The organism is Amycolatopsis sp. NPDC005003, from assembly GCF_053600695.1.
Genome location: NZ_JBSGAI010000028.1, coordinates 114,245 through 139,822 on the forward strand (window position 1 = coordinate 114,245; position 25,578 = coordinate 139,822).

Sequence of the window (25,578 nt, forward strand, 5' to 3'; positions counted from 1 at the left end):
GCCTCAGCCGGCCGCGAGCGGGTGGGCGTGGCGAAGCCGGATGGTCTTGGCGGACAGGTAGCGGCGGCGGTCGGTGACGAGGATCGAGACGAGGGTGCCGACCACCAGCCACGCGGCGAGCTGGGCGACGCCGGTGGTGAGGCCGGCGCCGTCGGTGGCCGCGGCGCGCAGGGCCAGGACGGCGCCGTGGGTCGGGAGGTAGTCCGCCAACGCGTACAGCGGTCCGGGGAGCGTCGAGACGACGCCCGTCGCGCCCGCGAGGACCAGCACGGCCAGTGAGGCGATCCGGCCGGCGCGGCCGAAGATCGCCGTGGCGGCCTGGTTGAGGGCGACGAACGCGGAGGCGGCCAGCAGCGCGATCAGCAGGAAGCCGAGGGTGCCGGCGACGCCGAGTTCCAGGACGGGGACGGCGATCGCGGTGATGGCGAGCGCGGCCAGGGCCGCCGCGGTCGCGCCCGGGATGGCGGCGCGGAGGATGATCCGCCAGGTGGGTTCGCGCGCGGTCAGGACGCCGTCCGGCACGGCCCGGGTGACGATGTAGGTGGCCAGCGCCAGCGCCCAGAGGGCGAGCGCGGCGAACAGCGTGAGGGCCAGGGTGCCGATCGGGGTGCCGTCGGTCGTGGCGGTGCTCGGCTCGGCGGCGACGGTCTTGAGGTGCGCGCGTTCGGCGTCGGTGTAGCTGGGCACCTGGTCGCGGCCCCGGTTCAGCTGGGTGGCGAGTTCCCGGGCGCCGTCGTCGACCTTCTTGGTCCCGTCCTTCAGCTGCCCGGCGCCGGAAGCGAGCTTCTGCGCGCCGGTGTTGGCTTGCCGGACGCCGTTGTCGAGCTGCCGCGCGCCGCTGGCGGCGGAGGCGATGCCGGAGGCCAGTTCCCGGGACTTCGCGGCGAGCCGGGCGTTGCCGTCGGCGACCTTGCGGGCCCCGGTGGCGAGGGCCTGGATGGAGTCGCGGGTCTTGACGGCGTTGGCGCGGATGGCGGCTTTGCCGCCGTCGATCTTCTGCGCGTCGGTGGTGAACCGGTCCGCGGTGTCCCGGAGTGCGCCGCAGAACGCTGGGGTGCCGGTGCACTCGTCGGCGAGCTGCCGGAGCTGCTGGGCCGCGCTGCTCGCCGAGGGGACGGCGTCGATCGCGGCGATGATCCGGTCGGCCAGTGGCACGACGACACCGGCGAGCTGTTCGTTGCCGTCGGCGACCTGGTCGGCGCCGTCGGCCAGCTGCCGGGTCAGTGCGGGCAGTTGCGCGGTGTCGCGTTCGGCCTGGGTGAGGCCGGACGCCAGCTTGCCGGATCCGGTGGCGAGCCGGGCGGTTCCGGCGGCGAGCTGGTCGGCGCCGGTGCGCAGCTGCCCGGCGGCGTCGTCCAGCTGACGGGTTCCGTCGGCGAGCTGCGCCGCGCCGTCCGCGGCTTGGCCCACCTTCTGGTGGAGGGTCGTGAACCCGACGTACACATTGTCCAAATAGGTCTGCACGACCTGCTGGTTCAACGTCCGCCGGGTGGCTTGGGCGATGTGGTCGGCCAAGCCGGGGTCGCTGACGCCGGCGGCGTCGGACGTCCGCACCTGCACCTGCGCCTGGCGGGCCTCGAGGGGTTTGCCGGTGGCGGCCGAGGTGGCGCGGGCCGAGAAGTCCTTCGGGATGGTCACCGTGGCCGCGTAGCTGCCCTCGGCGAGACCGGCGGCAGCGTCGTCGGCGTCGGTGAGGACCCAGTCGTAGGCCGAATCTTCGCTGTGGGTGAGGTAGCCCGCGAGCTGCCGGCCGAGCGGGACGGTCCGGCCGTTGACCTGGACCGGTTCGTCGTTGTTGACCACGGCGGCCTTGGCGGTGCCGTGGTTGGTGTCGGGCGCCCAGAAGGCCCAGGTGAGCAGACCCATGATGATGAGCGGGACGGCGATCAAGCCGGTCCAGGTGCGCCAGGTCAGCGGCCCCGTGGCGAGGGCACGGGCGGAGTCGGCGAAGGGCTTGAGCATCAGGAGACCTCGGCGGGCTGGACGGCGGTGAGGGCGTGCCGGTGAGCGCCGGCGGGCAGCAGGTCGGCGATGCGCTCGGGGTCCTGGCAGGTCAGCACGAAGGTCGTGGCGCCCCGCTCGGCGAGGAGCCGGCGGACGTGGCCGCGGATGTCCGCGCGCAGCACGAGATCGACGTCGTCGACCACGACGAGCCCGGCGTCGGCATCGCGGGCGATCTGCCGGGCCGGGTCCGTCGTGGCCCGGCCGGGGATGACGGCGACCTCGCGGCGCAGGGCGTGCGTGTGCTGCGGCAGCACCCGGCCGAGCACCTTGAGATCGCCGGTGAACTTGGTGACCCGGCCGGCGAGCGTGTACGCCAGCGCGGTCTTGCCGCAGGCCCCCGTGCCGTACAGCACCAGCACGCCGCCGCGGGGAACGCGCAGGTCGACGTCGCGGTACACCGGGTGGCCGCGGTCGTCCTCCAGGCGCAGGCCGCGGGCGCTGATCGCCTCGTCGGTGCCGGGCCAGCCGGCGAGCCGCAGTTCGTGGACGAGGGCGTCGCCCTCGGCGTCGAACACCGGCAGCGCCCGGTCGAGCTTCGGCGGCAGCCCCCAGGCGCGGCGGCCGAGCAGCGCCAGCACCGCGGGCACCAGGGTCATGCGGACGATGAAGGCGTCGATGAAGACGCCGACGGCGAGGCTGAACGCGATGGGTTTGATGGTGGCACTGCCTTCGGGGACGAACGCGGCGAACACCGCGAACATGATCACCGCCGCCGCGACGACGACCCGGGATGCGGAGATGAACCCGGATTCGATCGCGTGGTGCGGATCGCCGTGGTGCACGTAGTCCTCGCGGATCCGCGAGACGAGGAACACCTCGTAGTCCATCGCGAGTCCGAAGAGGACACCCATCAGGATGATCGGCAGGAAGCTGATCACGCTGCCGGTGTGCGTCACGTTGAGGACGTCCGCGAGATGTCCTTGCACGAACACGAACGACGTCGCGCCGAAGGCCGCGGCGACCGAGAGCAGGTAGCCGGCGGTGGCCTTGATCGGCACCCAGATCGAGCGGAACACCATGGCCAGCAGGATCAGGGACAGCCCGACGACGAGGAGGCCGAACGGGAGCAGGGCGCTGCCGAGCTGGGCGGAGACGTCGATGCCGACGGCGGTGATGCCGGTGACCGCGGTCTGCGTCCCGTAGGCGTCGAGGAAGTGCGGCTCCAGCCCGCGCAGCCGGGAGACGAGGTCGTCGGTCTGCGCGGAGTCCGGCGCGGTCGCCGGCACGACCTGGATGATGCCGGTGTCGCCCTTGGGGTTCGGGGTGGCCAGTGGCACCGAGGCGACGCCGGGGACGTGCCGGATCTCGCCGGCGATCCGGTTCACCAGGCCGATCGGGTCGATGCTGGTGATGATGTCGGCGGTGACGACGAGCGGGCCGTTGTAGCCGGGGCCGAAGTGCTCGCTCACGACCTCGTAGGTGTCGCGGGCCGGGCTGCCGTGTTCCTCGGTGCCGTTGTCCGGCAACGCCAGCCGCAGGCTGGTGGCGGGAATCGCGCAGACGGCCAGCCCGGCGACCACGACCAGCACGGTGACCAGGGGTGCCTTCGTCGCGGTGCGCACCCACCAGCGCGCGATCTGCGGCTTCCGGCGAGCCCGGATCTTCCGCGGTTTCGGGGCACGCGGCCGCAACCGCTTGCCCGCGAAGGACATCAGCGCCGGCACCAGCGTGACGGCGATCGCGACCGCCAGTGCCACGGCGACCGCGGCGGCGACGCCCATGGTGGTCAGGAACGGGATCCCCGCCACGGCCAGCCCGAGCAGGGCGATGACGACGGTCAACCCGGCGAAGATGACCGCCGAACCGGCGGTGGCGGTGGCTCGGGCGATCGACTCCTCGACGTCGAGATCCTCGGCGAGCTGGTCGCGGTGCCGGGACAGCAGGAACAGGGCGTAGTCGATGCCGACCGCGAGCCCGATCATCACCGCCAGCATCGGGGCGGTCGAGGAAATGGGCGTGACGAGGGTGGCCAGGAAGACCAGCCCGATGGCGACGCCGACGCCGAGAACCGCGGTGACCAGCGGCATGACCGCGGCGATCAGGGACCGGAACATCAGCACCAGGACCAGCAACGCGATGAGCAGGCCGATGCCCTCGGTGGGGCTGAGCTTCGGGACCCGGTCGGAAAACGCGTCGCCGCCGGTGTACACCTTCGCGCCGGTCTGCTGCCCGAGGTCCTCGGCAATGGTCGCGAGCCCGGTCCTGGTGGCCGGATCGACCGCGGCGAGCTGCACCTTCAACGGCACGGCGATCAGCGCGGCCCGGTCGTCGTCCGACACCGCGCCGCCGACGTTCTCGCCGAACGGGTTCACGACGGTGGCGACCTGGTCCAGCTTCCCGATCCGGGTGACGGCCTCGGCCACCGCGGCGCGGTTGCCCGGGGTGTCGGCCTTCGCGCCGTCCGGTACCACGAGGACCAGCTGTGCGGAGGTGCCGCTGACCTCGGGGAAGACCCGGCCGAGGTGGTCCAGCGCGTCCTGCGACTCGGAGCCGGGGATGGCGAAGGCGTCGTCGGTGCCCTGGTTGAACAGCAGTGCCGCCCCGCCGGCCGCGGCCAGGACCACGACCCACAGCACCAGCACGAGCACCCGGGCGCGGGCGGCGGCGCGGCCCAGCCGGTAGAGGAACGACGACACGAAAACTCCTGACCACGATGGATACGTCGTGTATCCTAATGCGTAATGTATCCGATGCAAGGTGGATCCCGTCACTCCGCCGGGTGAGCCGGGGAAAGTAAGGTGAGCGGCATGGCGACCACCAGCGCGGGTCTCGGCACCCCGAAGGGCATGACCCGGCGACGCGCGGAGACCCGGCGGCGGGTCATGGCGGCGGCCTACGAGGTGTTCACCGAGCTGGGCATCCGCGACGCCCCGGTCGAGCTGATCTGCGAACGCGCCGGCTTCACCCGCGGCGCCTTCTACTCCAACTTCGCCAGCAAGGAAGAACTGTTCCTGGCGATCTACGAGGTGGAGATGCAGGAGCGCGCCGAGCGGCTGCGCGCCGCCGTCGAAGAGGCAGCCGAGGAGGCCGCGCCCGGTTCCGTCGACGAGGTGCTGCAGAAAGCCGGCCTGCTGTTCATGGAATCCCTCACCGCCGACGAGACGTGGTACCTGCTCAACGCCGAATTCCGCGCCCAGGCCATGCGGCAGCCGGAACTGCGCGCGCCGACCGCGGCCGCCGAGGGCCGGTTCCACGACACGCTCGCGGAGATCCTGCAGAACCTGCTCGGCCGGCTCGACATGCGGCTGACCGTCGACCCGCACAGCGCCGTCGTCACGATGGTGGCCCTCTACGTGACCATGCTCGAACGCGCGATCCTCGACGAACTCCCCGACAAGGCCGACAGCCGGTACCTGACCGACGTGCTCCCCCGGCTGTTCACGGCCCTGGTCACGCCGGGCCGGTAGCTGCAGCGGTTCGCGTCCCTCCCGGGCGGGGCCGAAGCGGAATCGGCCTGACCGCACAGCTGGACAAAAGGCGGACAACCGGGCCGGACGCCTTTGCGGTACCGGTTCCGGCCGCGAAAATGGCTGCGGAATTTTCGGGTCACGCGGGGAGAAACCGGCCCGGTGCGCCACGAACCAGGCGACACGGTTGCCGACCTCGGGAGATGCCATGGACGTCCTGCGCTCCGAGCAGGAAGAAGACCGCGCCCTGGTGGCGCGGCTGTACGACGGTGACTGGAGCGCGCTCGACGTGCTCTACGGCCGGTACGCCCGTCCGGTTTTCCAGCGCTGCTGGCGGATCCTGCGCGAACGGACCGTGTCGTGGGAAACCACCCACGACACGTTCGCCCAGTTCGTCGGGCACCTGCCCTGCCCGTGCGGGCAGCCGGCGCGGGAATGGCTGCTGGAAACCGGCACCCGCCTCGCCACCCGGAGGGCCGCGCGATGACCGAGGCGGAGATCTTCGAACACTGCCGCACCAGTGTGCGGGCCTACCTGCGGCGGCACCTGCCCGACCCGGCCGACCTCGACGACTGCGTGAGCGATGTCGTCCTCCGCGCCCTCGTCGGCCTGCGCAAGGGCGCCGAGCCCGACGTGCCCGAGGCGTGGCTGATCGGCATCGCCAAGAACGTGCTGAAGGAGCGCTACCGGGCCAAGGAACGCCGTCACGAGCCGCCCGGCGAAGTCCCGCAGGAGCCGGGCGAGCAGCAGCTCGAGCTGGCCCGGACCGACCTGCCCGACCTGCCGTCGGAGTACGAAATGCTGCTCGGCAAGCGGCAGCTGTGGGCCATGCTGGAGGCGGCGACCCACGGGCTCGGTGACGGCCTGGCGACGATCATGCGCACCCACGTCCGGCTCACCCAGGAACGGGGGCGGTACGTCGTCGGCGCGGAACTGGCGAAGGAACTGGGCCGTCCGGTCGACGTCGTGAACCGGCAGCTGCAGCGGTCGCGGCTCCGGATGCTCGACGCGATCGCGGCGCTCGTCCTGGCCCGCACCGGCCGCGCGGACTGCGCCGGCCTGTGCCAGGTGCTCGACGCCGAACAGCTGCGCGCGGGCCGCCGGCTGCTGCTCGACCCGGAGCGGACGCGTGCGGTGCTCAAGCACGCCGGCGGCTGCGCGACGTGCTCCCCCCGCATCGACGAAGCCCAGAAGTACAGCCGCTGGGCCCTCGGTCCGGGCCTGCTGCGCCTGGCCGAGGACGACGAGGAACGGCGCCGGGCGCTCGTCGCGCTGCTCGACCGGGTGGGCGAAGGCGGGATCTCGTCGACGCCGGCGCAGGCCGCGGCCGCGCTGGCCGTGCCGGTGCCCCTGGCGGGGCCCGCGAACCTCGCCGGCCGGTTGCTCTCGTCCCGGCCCGCGCTGCTGAAGAAGGTGGACGGGGTCACCCGGTTCGTGCGGGACAACCCGGACGTGGCGCACCGGATCGTCGCCGCGGCAACGGGCGGGGTCGCGGCCGCCGCGGCCATCGTGGCCGCGGTACTGGCCGGTTCCGACGGCGGTGGCGTGCCGCCGGTGGCGGACTCGCCGCGCGCCTCCGCGACGACCGCCCCGGCCGGCGGGGCACCCACGGTGAGCGCGCCGACCGCGAAGCCGGTGGCCGTGACGGCCCCGGAAAGCCCGCCGCCGCCCACCACGACCTCGCCGGGCAGCCGTGTGCCGCCCGCGTCGAGTTCCTCCTCGGCGCGCCCGGCCGTCCCGCCGCCGACCACCGCGGCACCGACCTCCACACCGCCGACCACGGTCCCCCCGACCACGACGCCACCAACCACAACACCCAGCACCTCGACACCACCGACCACCACAGTCCCCCCGACGACAGCACCACCCACCACCTCGACTCCCCCGACGACAGCACCGCCCACCACCACACCGCCACCGACCACGACGGCACCGCAGCCGAAGCCGATCACGATCGACGCCACCGGCCTCTCCTACCCGACGGTGACCATCTCCGGCGTCGGCGTGCGGGACTCCCGGCAGGCCCAGACCCTGGACCTCGCCCCCGGCCCGTACACGCTGGCCACCCCGGCCGGCCAGGTCCTCCCCTTCCGCGTCACCGAGGACTACCGCGTCCGCTACGACCTGCCGCCGGACGGCCCGTTCACCGGCTACGACAGCTCGACCCTGACCGTGCGCGGGCACGCGATCACCTTCGACGTGTCCGATGTGGACTACTACAACATGGCGGTCGGCGGCACCGGTTTCCCGGTGCCGCAGCCGGTCCGGCACCTCAGCCTGCTGCCGGGCCGGCACAACGTGGTGACGGCCAACGGGAACTCGCTGCCGTTCACCGTCACCGAGGCGGGCGAAGTCACCCTTCCGGCCGGTTCGCACGGCCTGCTGACCTGGCATGACGGGGTGCTCGCCGTGCACGGCCTGCCGGTGACCCTCGACGCGACCGGCACCGACTACTACAACATGACCGTCAGCGGCGCGGGCTGGCCCGCCCCGCAGGCGATCCGCACGTTCCGGCTGCTGCCCGGCACGCACTCGGTCGTGACGGCGAACGCGAACTCGGTCCCGTTCACCGTCACCGCGGACGGCACGGTCAGCTACGCCGACGGCCTCGACGGCCTGTTCGAGCGCGCCGGCAACGGCAAAACGCTGCGGGTGCACGGCTTCCGCGTCACGCTGGACGCCACGGACGTCGACTACGACAACACCACCGTCAGCGGCACGGGCTGGCGCACCCCGCAGGCCGTCCGCGAACTCCGGCTGCTGCCCGGTGCCCACCGCGTGGTCGCGCACGACGGGCTGAGCGTGCCGTTCACCGTGACCGCCGACGGGCTCGTGCGCTCCGGCAGCCCGCTGCTCACCGCGACCGGAACCGTGCTGGCCGTCCACGGGCTGCCGGTCACCCTGGACGTCACGGACCTCGGCTACGCCAACGCGTCGATCGAGGGGGTCGCCTTCGGGACACCGAGGCCGGCCCGCACGCTGCGGATCTTCCCCGGCACCCACCGCGTGGTCACCAACGGCGGGCCGACGGTGGTGTTCACCGTCGACGACCGCGGGTTCGTGGGCTACGACCCGGCGTTGCGGGGCCTGCTCACCGGCGAGGGCGGCCGCACGCTCGCCGTCCACGGGTTCGGCGTCACCGTCGACGCCACCGGGTCCGGTTACCCGCAGTTCGGCGTCGAGGGCGTCGGCTGGTGGGACGCCCGGCAGCCCCACGTCGTGCGGCTCCTGCCGGGCACCCACTACGTGACGGCGCCGGGCGGACGGCGGTTCCCCTTCACCGTCACGGGCGCCGGCCGCGTCGCGTACGCCACCGAGCTGGACAGCGTGTTCGCCGGCCGCGACGGCACGACGCTCACGCTTCGGCCGCCCGGCTGACCGGCACGCGGGCCCGGTCCGCCAGGGCCGGGTCCGCGTCCGTCCGCAGCCACGCCGGCGCGTCGACTTCCTTGACCCGGATCCGCACCGGCGCATAGGTTTCCGGGTCGATGCCCTTGTAGCCGTGCCGGACGACGCCGTCGTGGATCCGTTCCGACACCACGACGGCCAGGTCGGTGCCGGACCGCGCGAGGAGTTCGTAGAGCGGTTCGCCGTCGACCAGCCGGCACGCGAGCTTGACGTCTTCGCTCACCCACCGCGGCCAGGCGCGCAGCAGCTCCCCCGCGTGCACCGCCAGCCGCAGCCGCATCCGCCACGCCGGTGCGACGACGGCGTTGTACGCGCGCAGCTCGGCGAGGAGCCGCGGCACGAACGGGTCGAGCAGGTCCGCTTTGGACACCGAAGCCGGCACGATGACGAGCAGCCCGTCCCCCCGGTCCTGAATGGACAGCCGCCACCAGCCGACCCCGGCCGCCCGGAAGGCGATCCGCATCATCCGCGCCAGCGCGGCCCGCGCCCGCAGCTGCGCGAGGTTGTCCCAGCGGGACGACCCCGCGATGTCCACCACCACGATCGACCGGTGCACCGGCCCCCTCGACCCCACACTCAGCATCGGCTGCTCCCTTCTCGGTACAGCCTGTTCGTGGCGCGGCGGCGGCACTTCTCCCCGGCACCGCCCAAGATTTTTCCGCCTCACCCGGACGGCCGCGTGGCGGTGGTCACCGGCGCACCGCTCAGAAACCGAGGTAGGAACCACATTCCGGGCAGAATTCGAGGTTCGACGAGGTACCGCACGTGGAGCAGACCCGGTCCTCCCGGGGCCGGGCCGGCTCGGGCGGCGCCGCCTCGGGCACCTCGATCGCCCGCAGGGCCGCGGGATCGCGCAGCCGGTCGAGCAGGCCGGCGCGCCGCTCCTGGTCGCCGAGGCTCCACAGCAGGGTGAACAGATCCCGGTTCTTGGACAGCTCGACGATCGGCTCGGGCAGGTGCTGTTCGAGGTCGGCGAGCGCGTCCGCAGGGTGGACGTTGGCCAGCCCCGCGCTCTCGCACAGCCAAGCGACGTCCTCGGCGTCGGGTTCCCGGCGGGCCAGCAGGGCCGTGCGCAGGCGGGCGAGCTCGATCAGCTGCCGGATGACGTCCTGCTGCGGGTCGGTGACCAGCAACCGGAAGAACGCCGGGAAGTACAGCCGCAGCAGGAGGAGCTTGATGTGCTCGTCCGGCCACAGCCGCGCCGCCCCCGAGTCGAGCTGGTGGGCGAGCACGAACGTGTTGAGGAACCGCTTGACCCGCCGCGGGTTGCGCTGGCTGCGTTCCACGATGAGGGCGAGCTCGGCCTCGCCGAGCAGCTGTTCGACGCCGCAGTGCCGGGCGCACAGCCGGGCGAGTTCGCGGGCGGGCGCGGGTTCGGGCGGAGCCATCGTGTGGTCCACCTGGATGATCTTTTCCAGGTACGCGGGGCCGCGCGCCTTGTCACCGCGGGCGGCCACCAGTGCTTCGCCGACCACTTCGGGGTCGTAGCCGATCACGAACACCAGCCCCGGCGCGTCCAGGTACAGCCGGATGGCCTCCAGCACCCGGGCGACGTTCTCCGCCGAGCAGCGGTCCAGGTCGTCGACGAACACCACGAGCAGCCGCCCGGTCTTGAGCTTGCGGTCCCGGCCCGCCCAGTCGCCGAGCGCGCGCTGGATCTCGGTGCGGATGACGTTGCGCTGCGGGGCGTCGAGCGAGAAGAGCCGCCACACCTCGTCGGCGAGGCTGCGGGCGCCGAGCCAGGAGCCGAACACCATGAACGGCAGCCGGAGCCACGAGGTGGCGTTGGTCTTGCGGATGACGCGGCGGAGGACGTTGCGGTCGAGTTCGCGCAGCACCGAGCGGAGCAGGGTGGCCAGCGCGTCGGACCCCTCGGCGGTCCACGCGTTGAACCAGGCGACCCGCACGCGACGGCCGCCACGCGCCTCGAGGTGCCGGCGGACCAGCTGCATGAGGCTGCTCTTGCCGGCGCCCCACCCGCCTTGGATCCCCAGCGTGAACGGGGTCACGACCTCGGTGTCGAGGATGACGTCGGCGATGCGGCGCGCGGTGTCGTCGGCATCGAGGAGGTCGCCCTCGCGTTCGATCGGGTGGTCGGCGAGGAGGTGGTAGGTGTCCGGCGGCGGCGCCTCCACCACGCCGCGACGGCGGGGCTCGGTGGCGCGCGGCTGGGCCAGCACCATGACGCGGACCCGGCCCACCACCACGGTCTCGCCGGGCTCGGCTCGCACCCGGACGGCCACGTCGAGCTGCCACGGCGCTCCGGCCGCCCCGGCGACCTCGGCGTCCGGCGCCGCCACGGTGAACTCCAGGGTCCCGTCCTGCTGCGGCATCAGGGTCACTCCGGCGCGCGGCTGGTCCACGGCCGTCGACGGCGAAGTGACCACTTCGACCACGAAGTGCTCGACGATCACACTGGTGTTGAGCACGCGGACCTGCACCGTGAACGCCCCGCTCGGGGGCACCGCCCCCGGTGGGCCGGTCACGGTCAGCCGAGGCGGGGACGAGGCGTCGCGGGGCGGCGCCACCCGCGGCCCGGTGACGGGTGGCGGCAGCGGCGGCCCGGACGTCGGCTCGGTGGACATCGGTCTCCCCCGCTCGGGTCGTGCCGTCGCTTCAGAACAGGGTCGCGGGCTCGACCGGTTCCGGCTCGGGCAGTGGGTCCAGGCCGGGCACCAGCGCCCGCACGTCGTCGTGGAACCGGCGGGCGAGCGCCGGTGCGTCGTCGTTGTCGGGGGTGTGCACGAAAACCGTCGGCGACCGGCCCTCGCGCAGCCAGGCGGCGACCACCTCGGTCCACGGCCGCCACCCCTCGGCCGTCTCCTCGGCCGAGTCCCGGCCCAGGTAGCGGACGACCGGCCGGTCGGTCAGGGCCCGCGTCCGCCGCGGCAGCCGAGGCTTCTTCACCCAGGCTTCCTGCTCGGCCTCGCTCACCGGCGGGTGCCGGAAGAAAACCGTGGTGTCGAAGGGCACCCACTCGGCGTCCGAGTCGGCCAGCGCGCCCTCCAGCAGCGACGTCGAGCCGGCGTCGGTGAAGAACCCGGGGTGGCGCACCTCCACCGCGCGCCGGCGGCCGGCGGGGAGCCGGCGCAGGAAGCGGCGGAGCGCGTCGACGTCCGCGGGGCCGAACGAGCCCGGCAGCTGGGTCCACAGGACCGCCCGGTCGCCGAGGGGCTCGAGCGCGTCCAGGAACGCCCGCATCTCGGCCTCGACCCCGGCGAACCGGCGCTCGTGCGTGACGACCTTGGGCACCTTGACCACGAACCGGAAGTCCGGGCTGGTCTGCTGCGCCCAAGCCTCGACGGTGTGCCGGGCGGGTGTCGCGTAGAAGGTGGTGTTGCCTTCGACCGCGTTGCACCAGCCGGCGTAGGCGCGCAGGCGCTCCTTGGCCGGCAGCGACGGTGGCAGGAACCGCCCGGACCACGCCTTGTGGGTCCACATCGCGCACCCGACGTGAAGACGTGCCACCGGCGTCAGCTCCCCTCGCTCGTGGCTGAAACCTACCCCGGCAGCCCCGGCCTAACCGGCCGCCACGGCGTCCTCGACCGCCGCAGCCACGGCGTCCGGTGCCTCCAGCGGCGCCGCGTGGCCCACCCCCGGCAGCACCCGGATCTCCGCGTCCGGCAGCAGCCGCGCCATGACGCCCGTGTCGGCGACGCTCGTCATCGGGTCCAGGCCGCCGACCAGGAAGAGCACCTTGGCCGGGATCTCGGCGGCCGTGCGCTCGAATTCGCGCCAGTAGTGGCGGTTCTGCCACAGCCCCGCGATCGTCCGCGCGTTGCCCGCCTCCTCCATCAGGGAATCGCGGGCCTCCCGGGAGGCGAGCGCGGGCCGCGAGACGAGCCGGCGGCCGACCAGCAGCCTGCTCGACCACTCCCGGCTGGCGATCGCCCGTTTCACCAGCGGCGGCACCGGCGTGCCGACCAGCGCGAACAGCCGCAGGTAGGACAGGCGCGACGTCGTGGCACCGGGGATCCGGTGCAGGGGCCGGTCGATGAACCTGGCCACGCTCGACAGGCCGCCGTTGGCCAGCACCGCCGAGCGCACCGCCTCCGGCAGCTCGTGGGCGACGACCAGCGCCACGAACGCGCCGACCGAGTGGGACACCACCGTCACGCGGTCGCGGCCGGCCGCCCTCAGCTCCGCGGCGAGTGCCTCGCCCAGCTGGGAGACCGTCGGGCGGGCGTTGCCGAACGCCGCGTGCGCCAGCACCGGGGCGCCGTACGCGAGGTCGGCCCCGACGCCGTCCAGCCGGCGGATCACGAAGTCCCATTGCCGTTTGTTGCCGCTCATTCCGGGCAGAAAGAGGATCAGCGGGCGGCCGGGACGGAATTCGGTGATCGGCTCGAGCAGGCTGGGAATTTCGGCCACGACACGCCTCCTCGCCAGAGTTTGCCGGATCCTAGCGCTTCAACAGCCACGAAACAAGCGCAAGCACGAACGGGGCGAGCAGGTAGACGAATACCGCGGTGAACGTCGCCCGCGTGCGGAACGGCAGGTCCGGGCTCTGCCACACCTTTTCCGCCTCCTCGACGGCGCTTTTCTTTTCCTCCTCGGTCTCCGCGGAAGCGAGCCGGTCGTCGACGTAATTCTGCTTCGCCTGCAGCACCGATTTGTGCGCGATCATCGTCGGGTAGATGACGAGCGTGCTGTTGACGATCATCACCGCGGTGACGATGAAGAACGTCCACTGGGTGAACGGCAGCCACACGATGCACACGCCGAGCGTCGTCACGAAGTGCGCGAGCGTCGACCCGTACGTCCACTGCATGAACCGGCGCAGCGTCCGCAGGCCCCAGTAGCCGTCGTTGTTGGCCCGCAGGTGGGGCGTGACGCCGAAGCCGACCGTCGTCGCCTTCTGCGCGAAGCTCGCGAAGACCAGGCCCATCAGCAGCTGCTTGAGCACGAAGTAGAACATGTACGTGCCCAGCAGCCAGAGCAGGACGGCCATCACCGGGTGCGCGTGGCCGTTCGCCCACCAGCCGGCGTAGACGGCCGCGCGCCACGGCTCGGTCCGGCCCGGCACCGGGTTCCACCCGGCCAGCAGCCCGTCCGTCTGGAGGTAGCGCAGCAGGCAGTAGGCGCCGGCCCCGCTGAGCACGAACAGCGAAAGCGAAACCTTCTTCGCGCCGATCCGCCGGAACCACCGGTTGGCCCGCATGATGAGGACCTGGACCTCGCGCGGGTCGAAGTGCGGGGCCTCGTCGCCGACGTTGCGCAGGGTCATCGGGATGAAGTCCCGGATGGACTCCACCTGCTGGAGGCAGAACAGCGGCGTGGCCAGCGCGGTGAAGAGCACGACGAGCGCCACCGGGTCCTGCAGCAGCGGCATCGCGATGCCGTCGAACCGCGCCGGCGCCCGCACGATCGCGCCGATGGCCGACGGCTCTTCCGACGTGTCGACCAGCACCTGCTGCTGTCCCGCGAACGCGAGCACCACCAGCGCGGCGCCCACGCCGAACGAGTTGAACCCGGCCTTCGCGCGCAGCGGGCGCGCCGACCCGGTGAGCAGCCGGTTGCGGCCGAAGGACCGCCCGATCAGCTGGGGTTTGAGGCTGTCCAGCGACACCGCCATCGCGTCACCTCGCCTCCGCGAGGACCTGGGTGACGTCGATGGTGCCGTCCTCGAACCGCCGCCGGGAACCCGCGAGGTAGGCCCGCCAGGCCCGCGCCCGCTCGAGCCCGGCGGCCGCGACGCAGGCGTCCCAGTTGCGCTCGAGGTTGCCCAGCCAGGCGCCGGTGGTCCGCGCGTAGCCTTCGCCGAAGCTCTCGGTGGACAGCACCCGGAACCCGGCCCGGTCGAGGTCGGCGAGCTGCCGCGACAGCGGGAGCAGCTGGCCGTTCGGGAACACGTACCGCTGCGCGAAGGCGTTGGCGCGCAACCGCCGCGGCCCGGTCTCGCGGCGGGTGATCGCCTGGTTGAGGTAGCGGGCGCCGGGCCGCAGCGAGCGGCGCACGAGCGCGAAGAAGGCGGCCGAGCGGCGTTCCCCGACGTGTTCGTACATCCCGACGCTCGCCGCGGCGGTGATCCCGGCGGCGCTGCCGGCGGTGCTGCTGGAAAGCGACGGCAGCAGCTGCCGGTAATCGCCGTACTCGATCCGCACCCCGGGGCGGCCGGAAAACCGCCGCGAGGCGTATTCGTACTGTTCCCGGGACGCCGTGAACCCGATTCCGTGCGCACCGTACGCGGTTTCGGCGTGGTCGAGGAAACTGCCCCAGCCGCAGCCGATGTCGAGCACCGTCGAATGCGCGCCGAGTGCCAGCTTTTCGCCGATCCGCGCGTGCTTGCGGTCCTGCGCGGCTTCCAGGGAATCGGTGGGTTTCGCGAACATCGCGCCGGAATAGGTCATCGACGGGCCGAGCAGCAGGGCGTAGAAATCGGCGGTCAGGCCGTAGTGGAAGTCGAGTTCGGCCCGGTCGCGCCCGACGGTGTGCCGTCCCGGGCGCGCCGCGCGGTATTCGCTCGCCGTGGCCCCGGCCGTGGCGAGGTCGCGGAACCCGCGCCGGGCCGTCACCCGCAGCGCGGTGGTGAGCAGGCCGGCGGCGACGGCCGGGTGGTGGAGATCGGTTTCGTGCGCCGCCACCGGCGCGATGTCGCCGGAGATCTCGATGTCGCCCGCGACCCACGCCCGCGCCAGGCCGAGACCGCGCGGCGCCCGCAGCACCCGCGCGAACGCGGCGGGCGTGCGGATCGCGAGCGTGGTCGCCGCCTCGGCCGGGCCGCCGCGGCTGCCGTCGTAGGCGGTGACGGCGACCCCGGGCAGCCGGCGGGCGAGGCGGTCGACCAGCGGCTGGAGTTCCGGGCCCGGTGCGCGCACGGGTGTCCCCCACTTCGTCGGAACCGACGTCCGCGGTTTCCCGCGCTCAGTCAGTCGCGCAGCGAGTCGTTCCCGTTACGGTGGGCGAACGGTCAGCCCGGTTCGAGCGCCTCGGCGAACCGCAGCGGCAGCAGGCGGATGACGCGCAGCGCCCGCCCGGCCGGGTGGACCCGCACGGCGCAGGCGATGCCGCGTTCGGCGGCGAGCAGGTAGCCGTGCTCGACGGCCGCCAGGCCGGTCGCGCTGAGGAACTGCACGCCGCGCAGGTCGAGCACGAGGCGGATCAGGGCGCCTGACGCCGTCGCCGCGATCAGCTCGTGCAGCCTCGGGGCCGTGGCGAGGTCCAGATCGCCATCGACCTCGACGACCGCGGTGCCCGGCGCCGGCCGGTGGACGGTGAGGCGGAGGGAGCCCGGCAGCTCGACCGAGCCGGACGCCGTGGACAGCGTGGAGAGACGGGTGGTCATGGTGGCCTGCTTTCGTCGGCCACACCCTAGGTACAACGCTGAAGTGAAATCGCGGAACGGGAACCGCGCGACAACTGATGCCCCGAGCGCAGGGGGGAGCTTCGTTCCGGCCGTCGGCTCGACCGCTACCCCCAGCATAGGTCATCCACGGGGGATCGGCGGCAGGAAACCCGGAATTACTTGAACGGGCAACTAGATGCGAGTAGTAGTGGCATGAGGACCGAACGGTCCGATCACACTTCAGGGGAGAAGCAATGCCACTTGGTTTCAGCCTTCCGGTGTTCGGCAAGGCGGCGGCCACACCGGGCGGGATCGCACACTACGCGCGTGAGGCGGAACGGGCCGGTGCGGCCGGGCTCTGGGTCGGCGACCGGCTGCTGTCGCCGGTCGCCCCGGTGGTGCCCTACCCGGGCTACGACACCATGCCCGAGGAGTTCCACACCGCGCAGGACCCGTTCACCGCGCTGGCCATCGCCGCGGCCGTGACCGAGACCGCGGTGCTCGGCTCCAGCACCATCAACGCGACCCAGTACCAGCCCGCGAACTTCGCCCGGCTGCTGACCAGCATCGACGTCGCGAGCAACGGCCGCTTGCTGCCCGGGCTGGGCATCGGCTGGTCCCCCGACGAGTACGCGGCCGTCGGCGTGCCGATGTCCGAACGCGGCAAGCGCCTCGACGACCTGCTCGACCTCCTCGAAACGTGGTGGTCCAAGGACACCGTCACCCACGACGGCGTCGGCTACCGGATCGCGGAGTCGAACGTCGCGCTGAAGCCGGTGCGCAAGCCGCCGATCCACCTGGCGGGCTTCGGCGAGAAGTCGCTGCGCCGGGTCGCCGAGCGGGCCGACGGCTGGCTCCCGGTCTGGTCGGTGCCCGAGCAGTTCCCCGCGGACGTGATCACCTCGACCCTGGCCAAGCTCCGCGCGGACGCCGAGAAGGCCGGCCGCGACCCGCAGGCGCTCGGCGTGGCGCTGCGGGTGAACGCCGCGCCCGGCACGGACGCGGCCACCATCGCCGAGGGGGTCACCAAGATCGTCGAGCTGGTGTCGCCGGACCACACGTTCGTCGACATCACCTACCTGACCGGCAGCGTCGAGGAACACCTCGACCTCACCGGCCGGTTGCTCGAGCTGACCGCCAAGGGCTGACGTCCGGTGCGGGAGCCCCCGGGCCGGGCTCCCGCACCCACGCTCACGGTTCCCGGGGTGGTCCGGCGAACCGTTTCCAGGCCGCCTGCCTGCTGACACCGAGCGCTCCGGCGATCTCGTCCCACGTGACGCCGCCGCCGCGGGCGAGGTCGATCTCCGAAGCCAGCAGGCGCTCGGCGGCCACCACCAGCCCGGCGGCCCGGGCGATCCAGTCGCGGAACTCGGACGGGCCGGCACCGCCGGCCGCCGCCGCGGCCCGGTGCCGCCCGGCGAACTCCGCGCAGGCACGGCCCAGCGAAGCCACGGACTCGGCCTGAACGTCCAGCGCACCGCCCATCCGGTTCACCCTCCGATGAAGGTCTGCCAGGGCGAGATCTCGTCGATGTGCACGACGGCGTCGAACGCCTCGAGGGGATTCACCAGCTGCTTGTACGGTCCCTGCCGGGTACTGTCGATCTTCGCGAAGCAGCGCGCCACTTCCCCCTCCGCGGGGACGTCGCGCAGGTCGAGCAGGGCGAGCGGTGCACCGGCGCTCGAGAGCAGCACGTCGAGGCTGCCCGGCTCGGTGAACGGCGCGACGTCCTCGTAGAACACCTCGGTGTGGCCGGGCGGCCCGCCGGGCAGCGGGCGATGGCTGAACACGCGCCCGCCGTTGTACGTCGTCGCGATGACGACCATCCGGTCGCCGAGCGAGCGGGCCAGGTGCTGGCCGAGCATGACCTGTTCGTCGTTGATGATCGGCGGCACGCGATAGGGCCAGCGTTGCACGTGCCCGTTGGCCGCCCCGACGACGACGCGCTCCTCCCGGCCGAGGATCCATTCGACGTTGTCGGCCATCGCCGCGTCCCGGACGTTGGCGCCGGAGTACGTGCGCTCCGGCGCGGCGGCCAGGTTGGCCAGGAAGGCGTCCGCGTACCGCGCGGTGATCGCGCACTGCAGCGCGATGTCCGCCCGGTCCGCGTCCACTGTGGAGTACGGGACGCGCAGCGCGCGGAGGCGTTCGGTCAGCTCGCCGATCCGGGCGGTCAGCTCGTGGCGGTGGGCGGCGCCGAGGGCCGCGTACGCCTGGAGTGCGGGCGCGGCCCAGGCCAGCCCGGTCCGGTCGGACGGCAGGTAGTCGAACAGCGGCAGCAGCTTCCGGCGGGCCGCCGCCGCGTACGCCGGGTCGGCCTCGTCCAGGAACGCCAGCGCCGCCTCGACCCCCGGCCGCGCGGACGCGCTGGAGTCCGGGATGTCCATGCCGTAGAAGCGGAGCTTGCGGTCGTGGGTGCGGTTGTGCTCGCGCATCCACACCAGCTGGTCGCGCATCTCCGCGCACTTGCCCATGTGGTAGGTGATCCCGGTGCGCAGGAGCCGGTCCAGGTCGCCGTCGCCGCCGAGCACCCAGTCGTGGACCGCCCAGCCCTCGGGGAAACCGGACTCCATCGCGAAGCCGGTGAACCCCATCTCCTCGGCGAGGAACCGGGTCACCAGGTGCCGGAGCCGGTAGAACTCGTGCACCCGGTGCGTGCTCTCGCCGATGGCCACGACGCGGGCGTCGCCGACGATGTCCCGCAACGGTTCGAGCTCGTGCCGGCCGGCGTCGTCCGGCTCCAGCGTCCGCAGGCGGACGAGGTTCTCCCGGAGCCAGCCGGTGATGTCGATGTCCATTTCAGCCGTCCTCGCGGTTGTCTTCGCGGTTGTCTTCGCCCGCGGCGCGGGCCTTGCGCAGGTAGTCGACGACCTCGGCGGCGCTGCCCGGCCCCGCCCAGCCGAGGCGCTCGTCGAGGTCCCCGCCCAGCCCGGCCCGGTTCTCCTCCCACAGCGCCGTGGTCGCCGCCTCGAACGGCGGACCGCCGGGGTGGAACGCCGCCGCGATCTCCCGCCAGCGGGCGGTCAGCGCCTGCACGGCCGGATCGTCGACGGGTGTCCCGTCGAGCAGGTGCCGCCGGAGCGCGGCGAAGAGGCCGAGCCACTCGGTCTTGAGGGTTTCGACCGTCCCGCTGCCCAGCTGTGCGGCCCGCTCGGTGATCGCCGCGAGCTGAGCCGCGGAGAGGTACCGGCCGGCGTCGACGGACATCGGCTCGAGGGTGGCGAGGAACTGTTCGGGTCCGGGCATGCCCGCTCCGGCCAGCCGGGCGAGCAGGCCACGCAGCCGCTGGGCCGACTCCTCGATGCGCGCGGCGCGGGCCTCGAGATCGGCGAGCTGGGCGGTCAGCAGGGCGCGCAGGGAGCCGAGGTCGTCTCGCGAGTTCCGGAGCACGGCGGCGACTTCGTCCAGGGAAAGTCCCAGCCCGCACAGGGTTCGCACGCGGTAGAGCCGCCGGACGTCGGCTTCGGTGTACCGCCGGTGCCCGGCCGGCGTCCGTTCCCCCGGGGACACCAGGCCGATGCGGTCGTAGTGGTGCAAGGTGCGCACCGTGACCCCGCCGGCCTTGGCCAGCTCGCCGATGCTCCACCTGCGGTCGCTCATCCTTCGACCGTAGAACCTGACGTCGCGTCAGGTTCAAGCCCGGAAACCGGGCTCACCCGGTCGGCAGGCCGGCCCGCTCGTCCTCCATGGTCCGCCGCAGGACGGCGACGGCCGACGCCAGCTGGTCCAGCGCCTTCCCGGTCAGGGGACCGGCGAGCCACGTCCCCAGCGCGTCCTCGAAGGTCGGCGTGGCGGCGTCCAGCAGCCGGCGGCCCTCTTCGGTGAGGACGAGCAACGACGACCGCCGGTTCTCCGGGTTCGGGCGGCGGGCCACCCAGCCCGCGGCCTCCAGGCGGTCGACGCCCTTGCTGGTCGCGCCCACGGTGATCGCCACCTCCTGGGCGAGGTCGCCGACCCGGCAGCGGTCGCGGTGGCCGATGATCCGCAGGAACTCGAACTGGGACGCGGTCAGGCCGTGCTCGGCGCGCAGCCGCTCGCCGACGACGTTGTAGAGCCGCGTCTCGTAGCGGACGAGGTCCGAGAACACCTGCATGACGTCACTCACGCCACCACTCCTTCCCTGAAATGTCATTCCGTGGAATAAATTTGTCCGGAGACCGGCGCCCAAGCCGGCCGGACGCTGCGAAAGGCCTGACCGGCGATGACCCACTCCCCCCTGCTCGACACGGCCGCGGGCGCGCTCCGCGACACCCCGCTGCCCGGCGGAGGCGCCCTGTTCGCGGGTGTCCCGTTCGCCGCCCCACCGGTCGGGCCACTGCGGCTGCGCCCGCCGCAGCCGTACCGGCCGTGGTCCGGGGTGCGGGACGCTACCCGGTTCGGGCCCGCCGCCGCGCAACGGGTCAGCGCCCTGCTGGCCGGGTCGCCGGCCGCGGCGGCCGGCGACCTGTGGGCAACGCCCGCCGAGTGCGGCGAAGACTGCCTCTACCTCAACGTCTGGACACCGGACGTCGACGGCCGCCGTCCGGTGCTCGTCTGGATCCACGGCGGTGGCTTCGACAGCGGCTCGGCCGCGCTCCCGAACACCGACGGCGCGGCGCTGTCCCGGCTCACCGGCACCGTCGTGGTCGCCGCGAACTACCGCCTCGGCGCGCTCGGCCACCTGTACCTGGCCGAGCTCGGCCGGCCCGAGTGCGCCAACCTCGGTCTCCAGGACCAGGCCGCGGCGCTGCGCTGGGTCCGCGACCACATCGCGGCCTTCGGCGGCGATCCGGGGAACATCACCGTGGCCGGGCAGTCCGCCGGGGCGTCGTCGATCGGCGCGCTGCTCGCGACGCCCGCCGCGGCGGGCACCTTCCACCGGGCGATCCTGCAGAGCGGGCACACCGAGCGCGTCAGCACCGCCGCGACCGCCACCGCGATCGCCACCGGCCTGCTGGCCGCGCTCGGCCTCACCGACGTCGACGAGCTCGGTGCCGTGCCGGTCGAGCGGATCGTCCGGGCGCAGAACGACGTGGTGGACGCGGACGCCGGCCGTCGCGCCCTGCCGGGCGGACGCGCCTGGGGTCCGGTGCTGGACGGCCAAGTCCTCCACCGCCACCCGCACCAGGCCGTCGCCGACGGCGCGGCGGCCGGGATCGGCCTGCTCGTCGGCGTCAACCGCGACGAGATGCGGCTTTTCCAGCTGCTGCAAGGAGCCCGCTACGCCCCCGCGGACGAACCGGCGTTGCTGGCCGAACTGCGCCGCGCCGGTGTCGCCGTCCCCGAGCGGCTGCTCGCCGCGTACCGTCGCCGCGCGCCCGGCGCCGACCTGGCCGCGCTGCGCACGATGTTCCTCGGCGACGCCGCATACCGGCGGCCGGCCGCCAGGCTCGCCGCCGCCCAGACCGCCGCGGGCGGGCGGGCCCACACGTACCTGTTCGCCGCCGAACCGCAGGGCCCGGCCCTCGGGGCGAGCCACGGCGTGGAGCTCCCGCTCGTGTTCGACCGCATCGACCCGGCGGTCCCGCACCTGCGCCGGCTGCGCGACGACTTCGTGGCCGCCTGGGCCCGGTTCGCCGCGGACGGCGACCCCGGATGGCCGTTGCACGGCCCCGGAGCCGTCACCCGCCAGTTCGGCGGCGACACCGAGCTGCTCACCGAGCCGCCCGCCGACGACGTCGAGGCCGCGTGGCTGTAACACGGGCCGGTCGACCCGACGATTTCCGGCGGTAACCGGTCCTCGAAGGGTTGTGACTTGCTGACCGAAGACGCGCACCGGCGGATGACGGAGTCGCTGTGGCTGGTGGGGCACCGGTACGAAAGGAATGCCTTCCCCGTGCGGGCGCACTGGGACGGGGTCGCGCACCGGCGCCACTGGGTGCTCCAGCGGAACTTCGCGTGGGAGTGGCGGGCGGCGCTCGCGGTGAAGCCCTTGTTCGCCGCCGAATCCCGCGTCGGGGCCATGCCCGATGACGAACGCTCGTTGTTGCTCGCGGGCTACGACCTGTATTGCCGGCGCGGAGCCCGCTTGAAGTGGCTGCTCGATCTTTTCGACGAGGCCGCACCTCGGATCCTTGCGGTGCTCGTGCTGATCGCGTTCGCCGTCGTGCCCTTTCCCTCTGGGACTCGGGAAACCTGGGGCGCGTGATCCTCGCCGGCGAGCTGGTGTGCGTCTTCGCCTCCGCGGTCATGATGTTCCCCTCCTCCGCCGAGAGATCGTCCATGATCGTCGGCATGGCGGCGGTCGCCGGCTCGCTCGCCTCGAGCCTGTTTAGCAGGTACGTCATCCGGAAGGGGCCGAAGGAGCTGACTCTGTACTCCCTCGCCCTCACACTGGTGCACCTGGTCGACCACATACCCGGCGACCGGCGGCTACCCTCGCCCGAACGCCTGCGGTTGGCGGCGATGTGCGTCGAGGGCTTGGGGCACACCATCCGCCTCTCCGACGCCCGGCACCGGCGCGTGTTCCGCGGCCGCGTCCGTTCGGCGGCGCAGGCCGTGCGGGAGAAGGCGCTGTGGATCGCGCTGCCGAACGTCCGGACGCAGGCCGACCTGCGCGCCTTCGTGGTGCAGCTGATGACGGCCGTCCTCGACCACACCTACGACGAACTACCGGGTTCACCCGTCACGAAGTGGGGCCGGGTCCGGGCGGCCGCCGTCTTCCTGCGGACACTGGTGATCGGGGCGTTCCCTGTCGGCGCCCTCTGGCTCGTGCACCGGCTCGGCGTGCAGCTGCCCGACCCGGTGGGCACCACGGCGACGCTCTTCGCCGTGCTGTGGGCGATCGTCACGGTGCTCATGGCCGTGGACCCCGCCCTGCGTGAACGCGCCGACGTCGTCCGGAGCGTCAGCGGGCTGCTCTCCGGAGCCAGGCAGGAGAAGTGATCCCGCGCCGGCCCCGAAAGTTTCGGCGCGGAATCCGTTATTTTCGAAATCGCGGCGACGGGAAATAACCCCAATTCCACTCAGGTGATTGGTTGACGTTTGTCCGGATCGAGAATAAGCTGCTGCCACCCTGGGAGCGCTCCCATATGAACCGCACGTTCTTCCGAGAATGGAGGCTCATCCATGCGTAGGCGCAACTCCTCCGGGTCCGGTACCCGGCTGCGCGGCATCATCGCCCTGGTCATCGCCGGGCTGGCCGGCCTGTTCGTCGGGGTCCCCACCGCCTCGGCGCACGGGACCATCGTCGGCCCCGCCACCCGGGCCTACCAGTGCTGGAAGGATTGGGGCAGCCAGCACACGAACCCCGCCATGCAGCAGCAGGATCCCATGTGCTGGGCCGCCTTCCAGGCCAACGCCGACACCATGTGGAACTGGATGAGCGCCCTGCGGGACGGGCTGCACGGCAACTTCCAGGGCGCGACGCCCGACGGGCAGCTGTGCAGCAACGGCCTGGCGCGCAACAACTCCCTCAACACCCCCGGCCAGTGGCGGACCACCACCCTCGGCGCGAACTTCTCGATGCACCTCTACGACCAGGCCAGCCACGGTGCCGACTTCATCCGGGTCTACGTCAGCAAGAACGGCTACGACCCCACCACCCAGCGCCTCGGCTGGGGCAACCTCGACCAGGTGACGCAGACCGGCCGCTTCGCCCCCGCCAAGGACATCACCTTCAACGTCCAGACCTCCGGCGGCTACCGCGGCCACCACGTCGTCTTCACGATCTGGCAGGCGTCCCACCAGGACCAGACGTACATGTGGTGCAGTGACGTGAACTTCGGCTGAGGCGCATTCCGTGCCGCATTGAACGGGGGCCAGCGCCGTTCAATGCGGCACGGCGGTGTTCTTTCCTGACCGGTTCTGAGCGTTTCGCTTCGGAACCCTGGCCGGTTCCCCGGCCGGGGTGTTACCAGTGTCTCGACGCTGCGCAGGGATCCGGGAAGGAAACGAGCCGATGAAACCGAACCCCTCCGTGCTCCGCAGGACATTGTCCAGGGCATTCCGGTTCCTGGCGGTGTCCGCACTCGCCTCCGGGCTGCTGGCCGCCGCCCCGCCGCAGGCCGAGGCGTCCACGGCGGGGCTGAAGGGCGTCAACTGGGCCGACACGCGGGACAACTTCGTCAACGGCGTGCTGTACGTCTCCGGGCTGACGGCTTCGGACACCTACTCCTCGGCCGCCACCGTGGCGAACCAGGTCGTCGGCCAGCTGTACTCGATCACCGGGGCCGACACGGTCCGGCTGCCGATCAACGAGCCGACGGTGTCCGGCTACTGGGCCACCTACACCGGCGCGATCGACGCCGCGCTCACCAAGGGCAAGGTGATCCTGGCGTACTGGGCCCACACCGGCGGCAAACCGCAGGACACCGGCCGGTTCCAGCAGATGTGGGACACCGTGGTCGCCAAGTACGGCAGCAACCCGAACGCCTACTTCGAGGTCATCAACGAGCCGTACGCCTACGGCGCCGGCGACCTGAACAACTTCTACAACGCCTGGCTGGCCCGCTACCCCGGCGTGCCGCGCGGCCGGGTGATCCTCGACGGCACCGGGTACGCCCAGAACGTGCCCGCGGTCGGCAGCGACCGGCGGCTCGACGGGACGCTCCTGGCGGCCCACGACTATTCGTTCTTCGCCGGCTACGAAAGCGAAACCGAGTGGGCCGACCACATCGGCGGCTACATCGGCGCGTACGCGGACCGGACGGTCGTCACCGAGTGGGGCGGCCCGATGTCGCCCGGCAGCAAGAACGGCGTGCACTACGACACCCTCGACTACAGCATCCCGAGCGGGTCGTTCTTCGCCGACTACATCCGGGGGGTCAGCGCGAAACTGCGGAGCCTCGGCGTCGGCAGCGTGTACTGGCCGGGCCTGCGCGACGCTGACTGGTACAGCATGACGACGAAAGCCGGCACCGGCGCGGGCATCAAGCTGTCGCTGTCGAACCCCAGCGGGCTGGCCCGGCTGCGGTACGCGTGGGGCGAAGGCACCGGGGGCGGCACGTACGTCCGGATCGTCAACGCCGCCACCGGGCTCGCCATCGACGGCATGGGCCGCACCGCCGTCGGGTCGGGCGCGGGCCAGGCGACCGGCGACCCGGGCCGCTACGACCAGCAGTGGGTCATCGAGAACTCGGGCAACCGCGTGCGCGTCAAGAACCGCGCCACCGGCCTCTACCTCGACGGCGCGGGCCGCACGGCCAACGGCGCCGCGGCGACCCAGTACACCGGCAGCGGCAGCGGCAACCAGCAGTGGTCGGTGGTGACCGACGCGAACAACGTCCGCATCCGGAACAGCGGCACCGGGCTCTACCTCGACGGCATGGGCCGCACCGGCAGCGGCGCCGACCTCGGCCAGTACGGCGACAGCACCAGCGCCAACCAGCGGTGGCGCATCGTCGCCGCCGGCTGAGCCCGCAGTCGAGAACCAGCGCTTCTGCTTCTGCTTCTGCCGCAACCGGTCGTGAGTGGTATTTCGGGTTCTAACGCCGGGGCGCTGCTCGCGGTCGCCGTGGTGCTCACCGCGCTCAACCTGCGGCCGGCCATCACCGG

The 25,578-nt window shown here is 72.6% G+C and carries 22 protein-coding genes; 9 read left to right on the plus strand and 13 right to left on the minus strand.

Annotation, left to right across the window (positions count from 1 at the left end; all coding sequences use genetic code 11):
* Nucleotides 1-3 precede the first annotated feature (3 nt).
* Nucleotides 4-1,962, minus strand: coding sequence for a YhgE/Pip family protein (locus tag ACWED2_RS29525; RefSeq protein WP_449693753.1), 1,959 nt, complete (start codon nt 1,960-1,962; stop codon nt 4-6).
* The gene (locus ACWED2_RS29530) at nt 1,962-4,640 is read right to left on the minus strand and encodes an MMPL family transporter (protein ID WP_449693754.1); all 2,679 of its coding nucleotides are present in this window, start codon (nt 4,638-4,640) and stop codon (nt 1,962-1,964) included. Before ACWED2_RS29530 ends, ACWED2_RS29525 begins: the two co-directional genes overlap by 1 nt.
* A gap of 111 nt (nt 4,641-4,751) precedes the next feature.
* On the opposite strand from ACWED2_RS29530, the gene ACWED2_RS29535 reads away from it, so the two are divergent.
* The 3 genes from ACWED2_RS29535 (at nt 4,752) to ACWED2_RS29545 (ending at nt 8,789) form a co-directional block, all read left to right on the plus strand.
* Nucleotides 4,752-5,411, plus strand: coding sequence for a TetR/AcrR family transcriptional regulator (locus ACWED2_RS29535; RefSeq protein WP_449693755.1), 660 nt, complete (start codon nt 4,752-4,754; stop codon nt 5,409-5,411).
* 208 nt (nt 5,412-5,619) lie between these two features.
* Nucleotides 5,620-5,898, plus strand: a complete 279-nt coding sequence (locus tag ACWED2_RS29540; RefSeq protein ID WP_449693756.1) for a hypothetical protein — start codon at nt 5,620-5,622, stop codon at nt 5,896-5,898.
* Nucleotides 5,895-8,789, plus strand: a complete 2,895-nt coding sequence (locus ACWED2_RS29545; protein WP_449693757.1) for an RNA polymerase sigma factor — start codon at nt 5,895-5,897, stop codon at nt 8,787-8,789. Before ACWED2_RS29540 ends, ACWED2_RS29545 begins: the two co-directional genes overlap by 4 nt.
* Here ACWED2_RS29545 and ACWED2_RS29550 read toward each other — a convergent pair.
* From ACWED2_RS29550 to ACWED2_RS29580, 7 genes are all read right to left on the minus strand, one after another.
* Nucleotides 8,767-9,402 carry a hypothetical protein gene (locus ACWED2_RS29550; protein WP_449693758.1) on the minus strand — a complete coding sequence of 212 codons (636 nt, stop codon included), beginning with the start codon at nt 9,400-9,402 and terminating at the stop codon, nt 8,767-8,769. The two genes, ACWED2_RS29545 and ACWED2_RS29550, sit on opposite strands and share 23 nt — an antisense overlap.
* A gap of 121 nt (nt 9,403-9,523) precedes the next feature.
* Nucleotides 9,524-11,404: a P-loop NTPase fold protein gene (locus tag ACWED2_RS29555; RefSeq protein WP_449693759.1), complete on the minus strand. Its 1,881-nt coding sequence runs from the start codon at nt 11,402-11,404 to the stop codon at nt 9,524-9,526.
* 31 nt (nt 11,405-11,435) lie between these two features.
* On the minus strand, nt 11,436-12,260 hold the full coding sequence (locus tag ACWED2_RS29560; RefSeq protein WP_449693780.1) for a DUF72 domain-containing protein: 825 nt from the start codon (nt 12,258-12,260) through the stop codon (nt 11,436-11,438).
* Between the two features lie 78 nt (nt 12,261-12,338).
* Nucleotides 12,339-13,190, minus strand: a complete 852-nt coding sequence (locus ACWED2_RS29565) for an alpha/beta fold hydrolase (protein ID WP_449693760.1) — start codon at nt 13,188-13,190, stop codon at nt 12,339-12,341.
* Nucleotides 13,191-13,221: 31 nt separating this feature from the next.
* Nucleotides 13,222-14,394: a hypothetical protein gene (locus ACWED2_RS29570; protein WP_449693761.1), complete on the minus strand. Its 1,173-nt coding sequence runs from the start codon at nt 14,392-14,394 to the stop codon at nt 13,222-13,224.
* Between the two features lie 4 nt (nt 14,395-14,398).
* Nucleotides 14,399-15,637, minus strand: coding sequence for a class I SAM-dependent methyltransferase (locus ACWED2_RS29575; RefSeq protein WP_449693762.1), 1,239 nt, complete (start codon nt 15,635-15,637; stop codon nt 14,399-14,401).
* Nucleotides 15,638-15,729: 92 nt separating this feature from the next.
* Nucleotides 15,730-16,104 (minus strand): STAS domain-containing protein, encoded by a 375-nt coding sequence (locus ACWED2_RS29580; RefSeq protein ID WP_449693763.1) that lies wholly within the window; start codon nt 16,102-16,104, stop codon nt 15,730-15,732.
* A gap of 254 nt (nt 16,105-16,358) precedes the next feature.
* Here ACWED2_RS29580 and ACWED2_RS29585 point away from each other — a divergent pair, with 254 nt between their 5' ends.
* Entirely contained in the window at nt 16,359-17,252 is an 894-nt protein-coding gene (locus tag ACWED2_RS29585; RefSeq protein WP_449693764.1) for a TIGR03619 family F420-dependent LLM class oxidoreductase, read from the plus strand.
* Nucleotides 17,253-17,295: 43 nt separating this feature from the next.
* Here ACWED2_RS29585 and ACWED2_RS29590 read toward each other — a convergent pair whose 3' ends face one another.
* Genes ACWED2_RS29590 through ACWED2_RS29605 form a run of 4 tightly spaced genes read right to left on the minus strand, consistent with a single transcriptional unit; the run spans nt 17,296 to nt 20,209 of the window.
* Complete coding sequence (locus tag ACWED2_RS29590; RefSeq protein ID WP_449693765.1) at nt 17,296-17,589, minus strand: hypothetical protein; 294 nt, start codon at nt 17,587-17,589, stop codon at nt 17,296-17,298.
* A 5-nt stretch (nt 17,590-17,594) separates the two neighbouring features.
* Nucleotides 17,595-18,902: an erythromycin esterase family protein gene (locus tag ACWED2_RS29595; RefSeq protein ID WP_449693766.1), complete on the minus strand. Its 1,308-nt coding sequence runs from the start codon at nt 18,900-18,902 to the stop codon at nt 17,595-17,597.
* A gap of 1 nt (nt 18,903) precedes the next feature.
* Nucleotides 18,904-19,704 carry a MerR family transcriptional regulator gene (locus ACWED2_RS29600; RefSeq protein ID WP_449693767.1) on the minus strand — a complete coding sequence of 267 codons (801 nt, stop codon included), beginning with the start codon at nt 19,702-19,704 and terminating at the stop codon, nt 18,904-18,906.
* Nucleotides 19,705-19,756: 52 nt separating this feature from the next.
* Complete coding sequence (locus ACWED2_RS29605; protein WP_449693768.1) at nt 19,757-20,209, minus strand: MarR family winged helix-turn-helix transcriptional regulator; 453 nt, start codon at nt 20,207-20,209, stop codon at nt 19,757-19,759.
* 96 nt (nt 20,210-20,305) lie between these two features.
* Here ACWED2_RS29605 and ACWED2_RS29610 point away from each other — a divergent pair, with 96 nt between their 5' ends.
* From ACWED2_RS29610 to ACWED2_RS29630, 5 genes are all read left to right on the plus strand, one after another.
* The gene (locus ACWED2_RS29610; RefSeq protein ID WP_449693769.1) at nt 20,306-21,781 is read left to right on the plus strand and encodes a carboxylesterase/lipase family protein; all 1,476 of its coding nucleotides are present in this window, start codon (nt 20,306-20,308) and stop codon (nt 21,779-21,781) included.
* Nucleotides 21,782-21,838: 57 nt separating this feature from the next.
* Nucleotides 21,839-22,231 carry a hypothetical protein gene (locus tag ACWED2_RS29615; RefSeq protein ID WP_449693770.1) on the plus strand — a complete coding sequence of 131 codons (393 nt, stop codon included), beginning with the start codon at nt 21,839-21,841 and terminating at the stop codon, nt 22,229-22,231.
* A complete protein-coding gene (locus ACWED2_RS29620; RefSeq protein ID WP_449693771.1) occupies nt 22,228-22,968 on the plus strand; it encodes a hypothetical protein in 741 nt (246 codons plus the stop codon). Before ACWED2_RS29615 ends, ACWED2_RS29620 begins: the two co-directional genes overlap by 4 nt.
* A 183-nt stretch (nt 22,969-23,151) precedes the next feature.
* The gene (locus ACWED2_RS29625) at nt 23,152-23,814 is read left to right on the plus strand and encodes a lytic polysaccharide monooxygenase auxiliary activity family 9 protein (protein WP_449693772.1); all 663 of its coding nucleotides are present in this window, start codon (nt 23,152-23,154) and stop codon (nt 23,812-23,814) included.
* A 169-nt stretch (nt 23,815-23,983) separates the two neighbouring features.
* Complete coding sequence (locus ACWED2_RS29630) at nt 23,984-25,438, plus strand: RICIN domain-containing protein (protein WP_449693773.1); 1,455 nt, start codon at nt 23,984-23,986, stop codon at nt 25,436-25,438.
* Nucleotides 25,439-25,578: the final 140 nt, after the last annotated feature.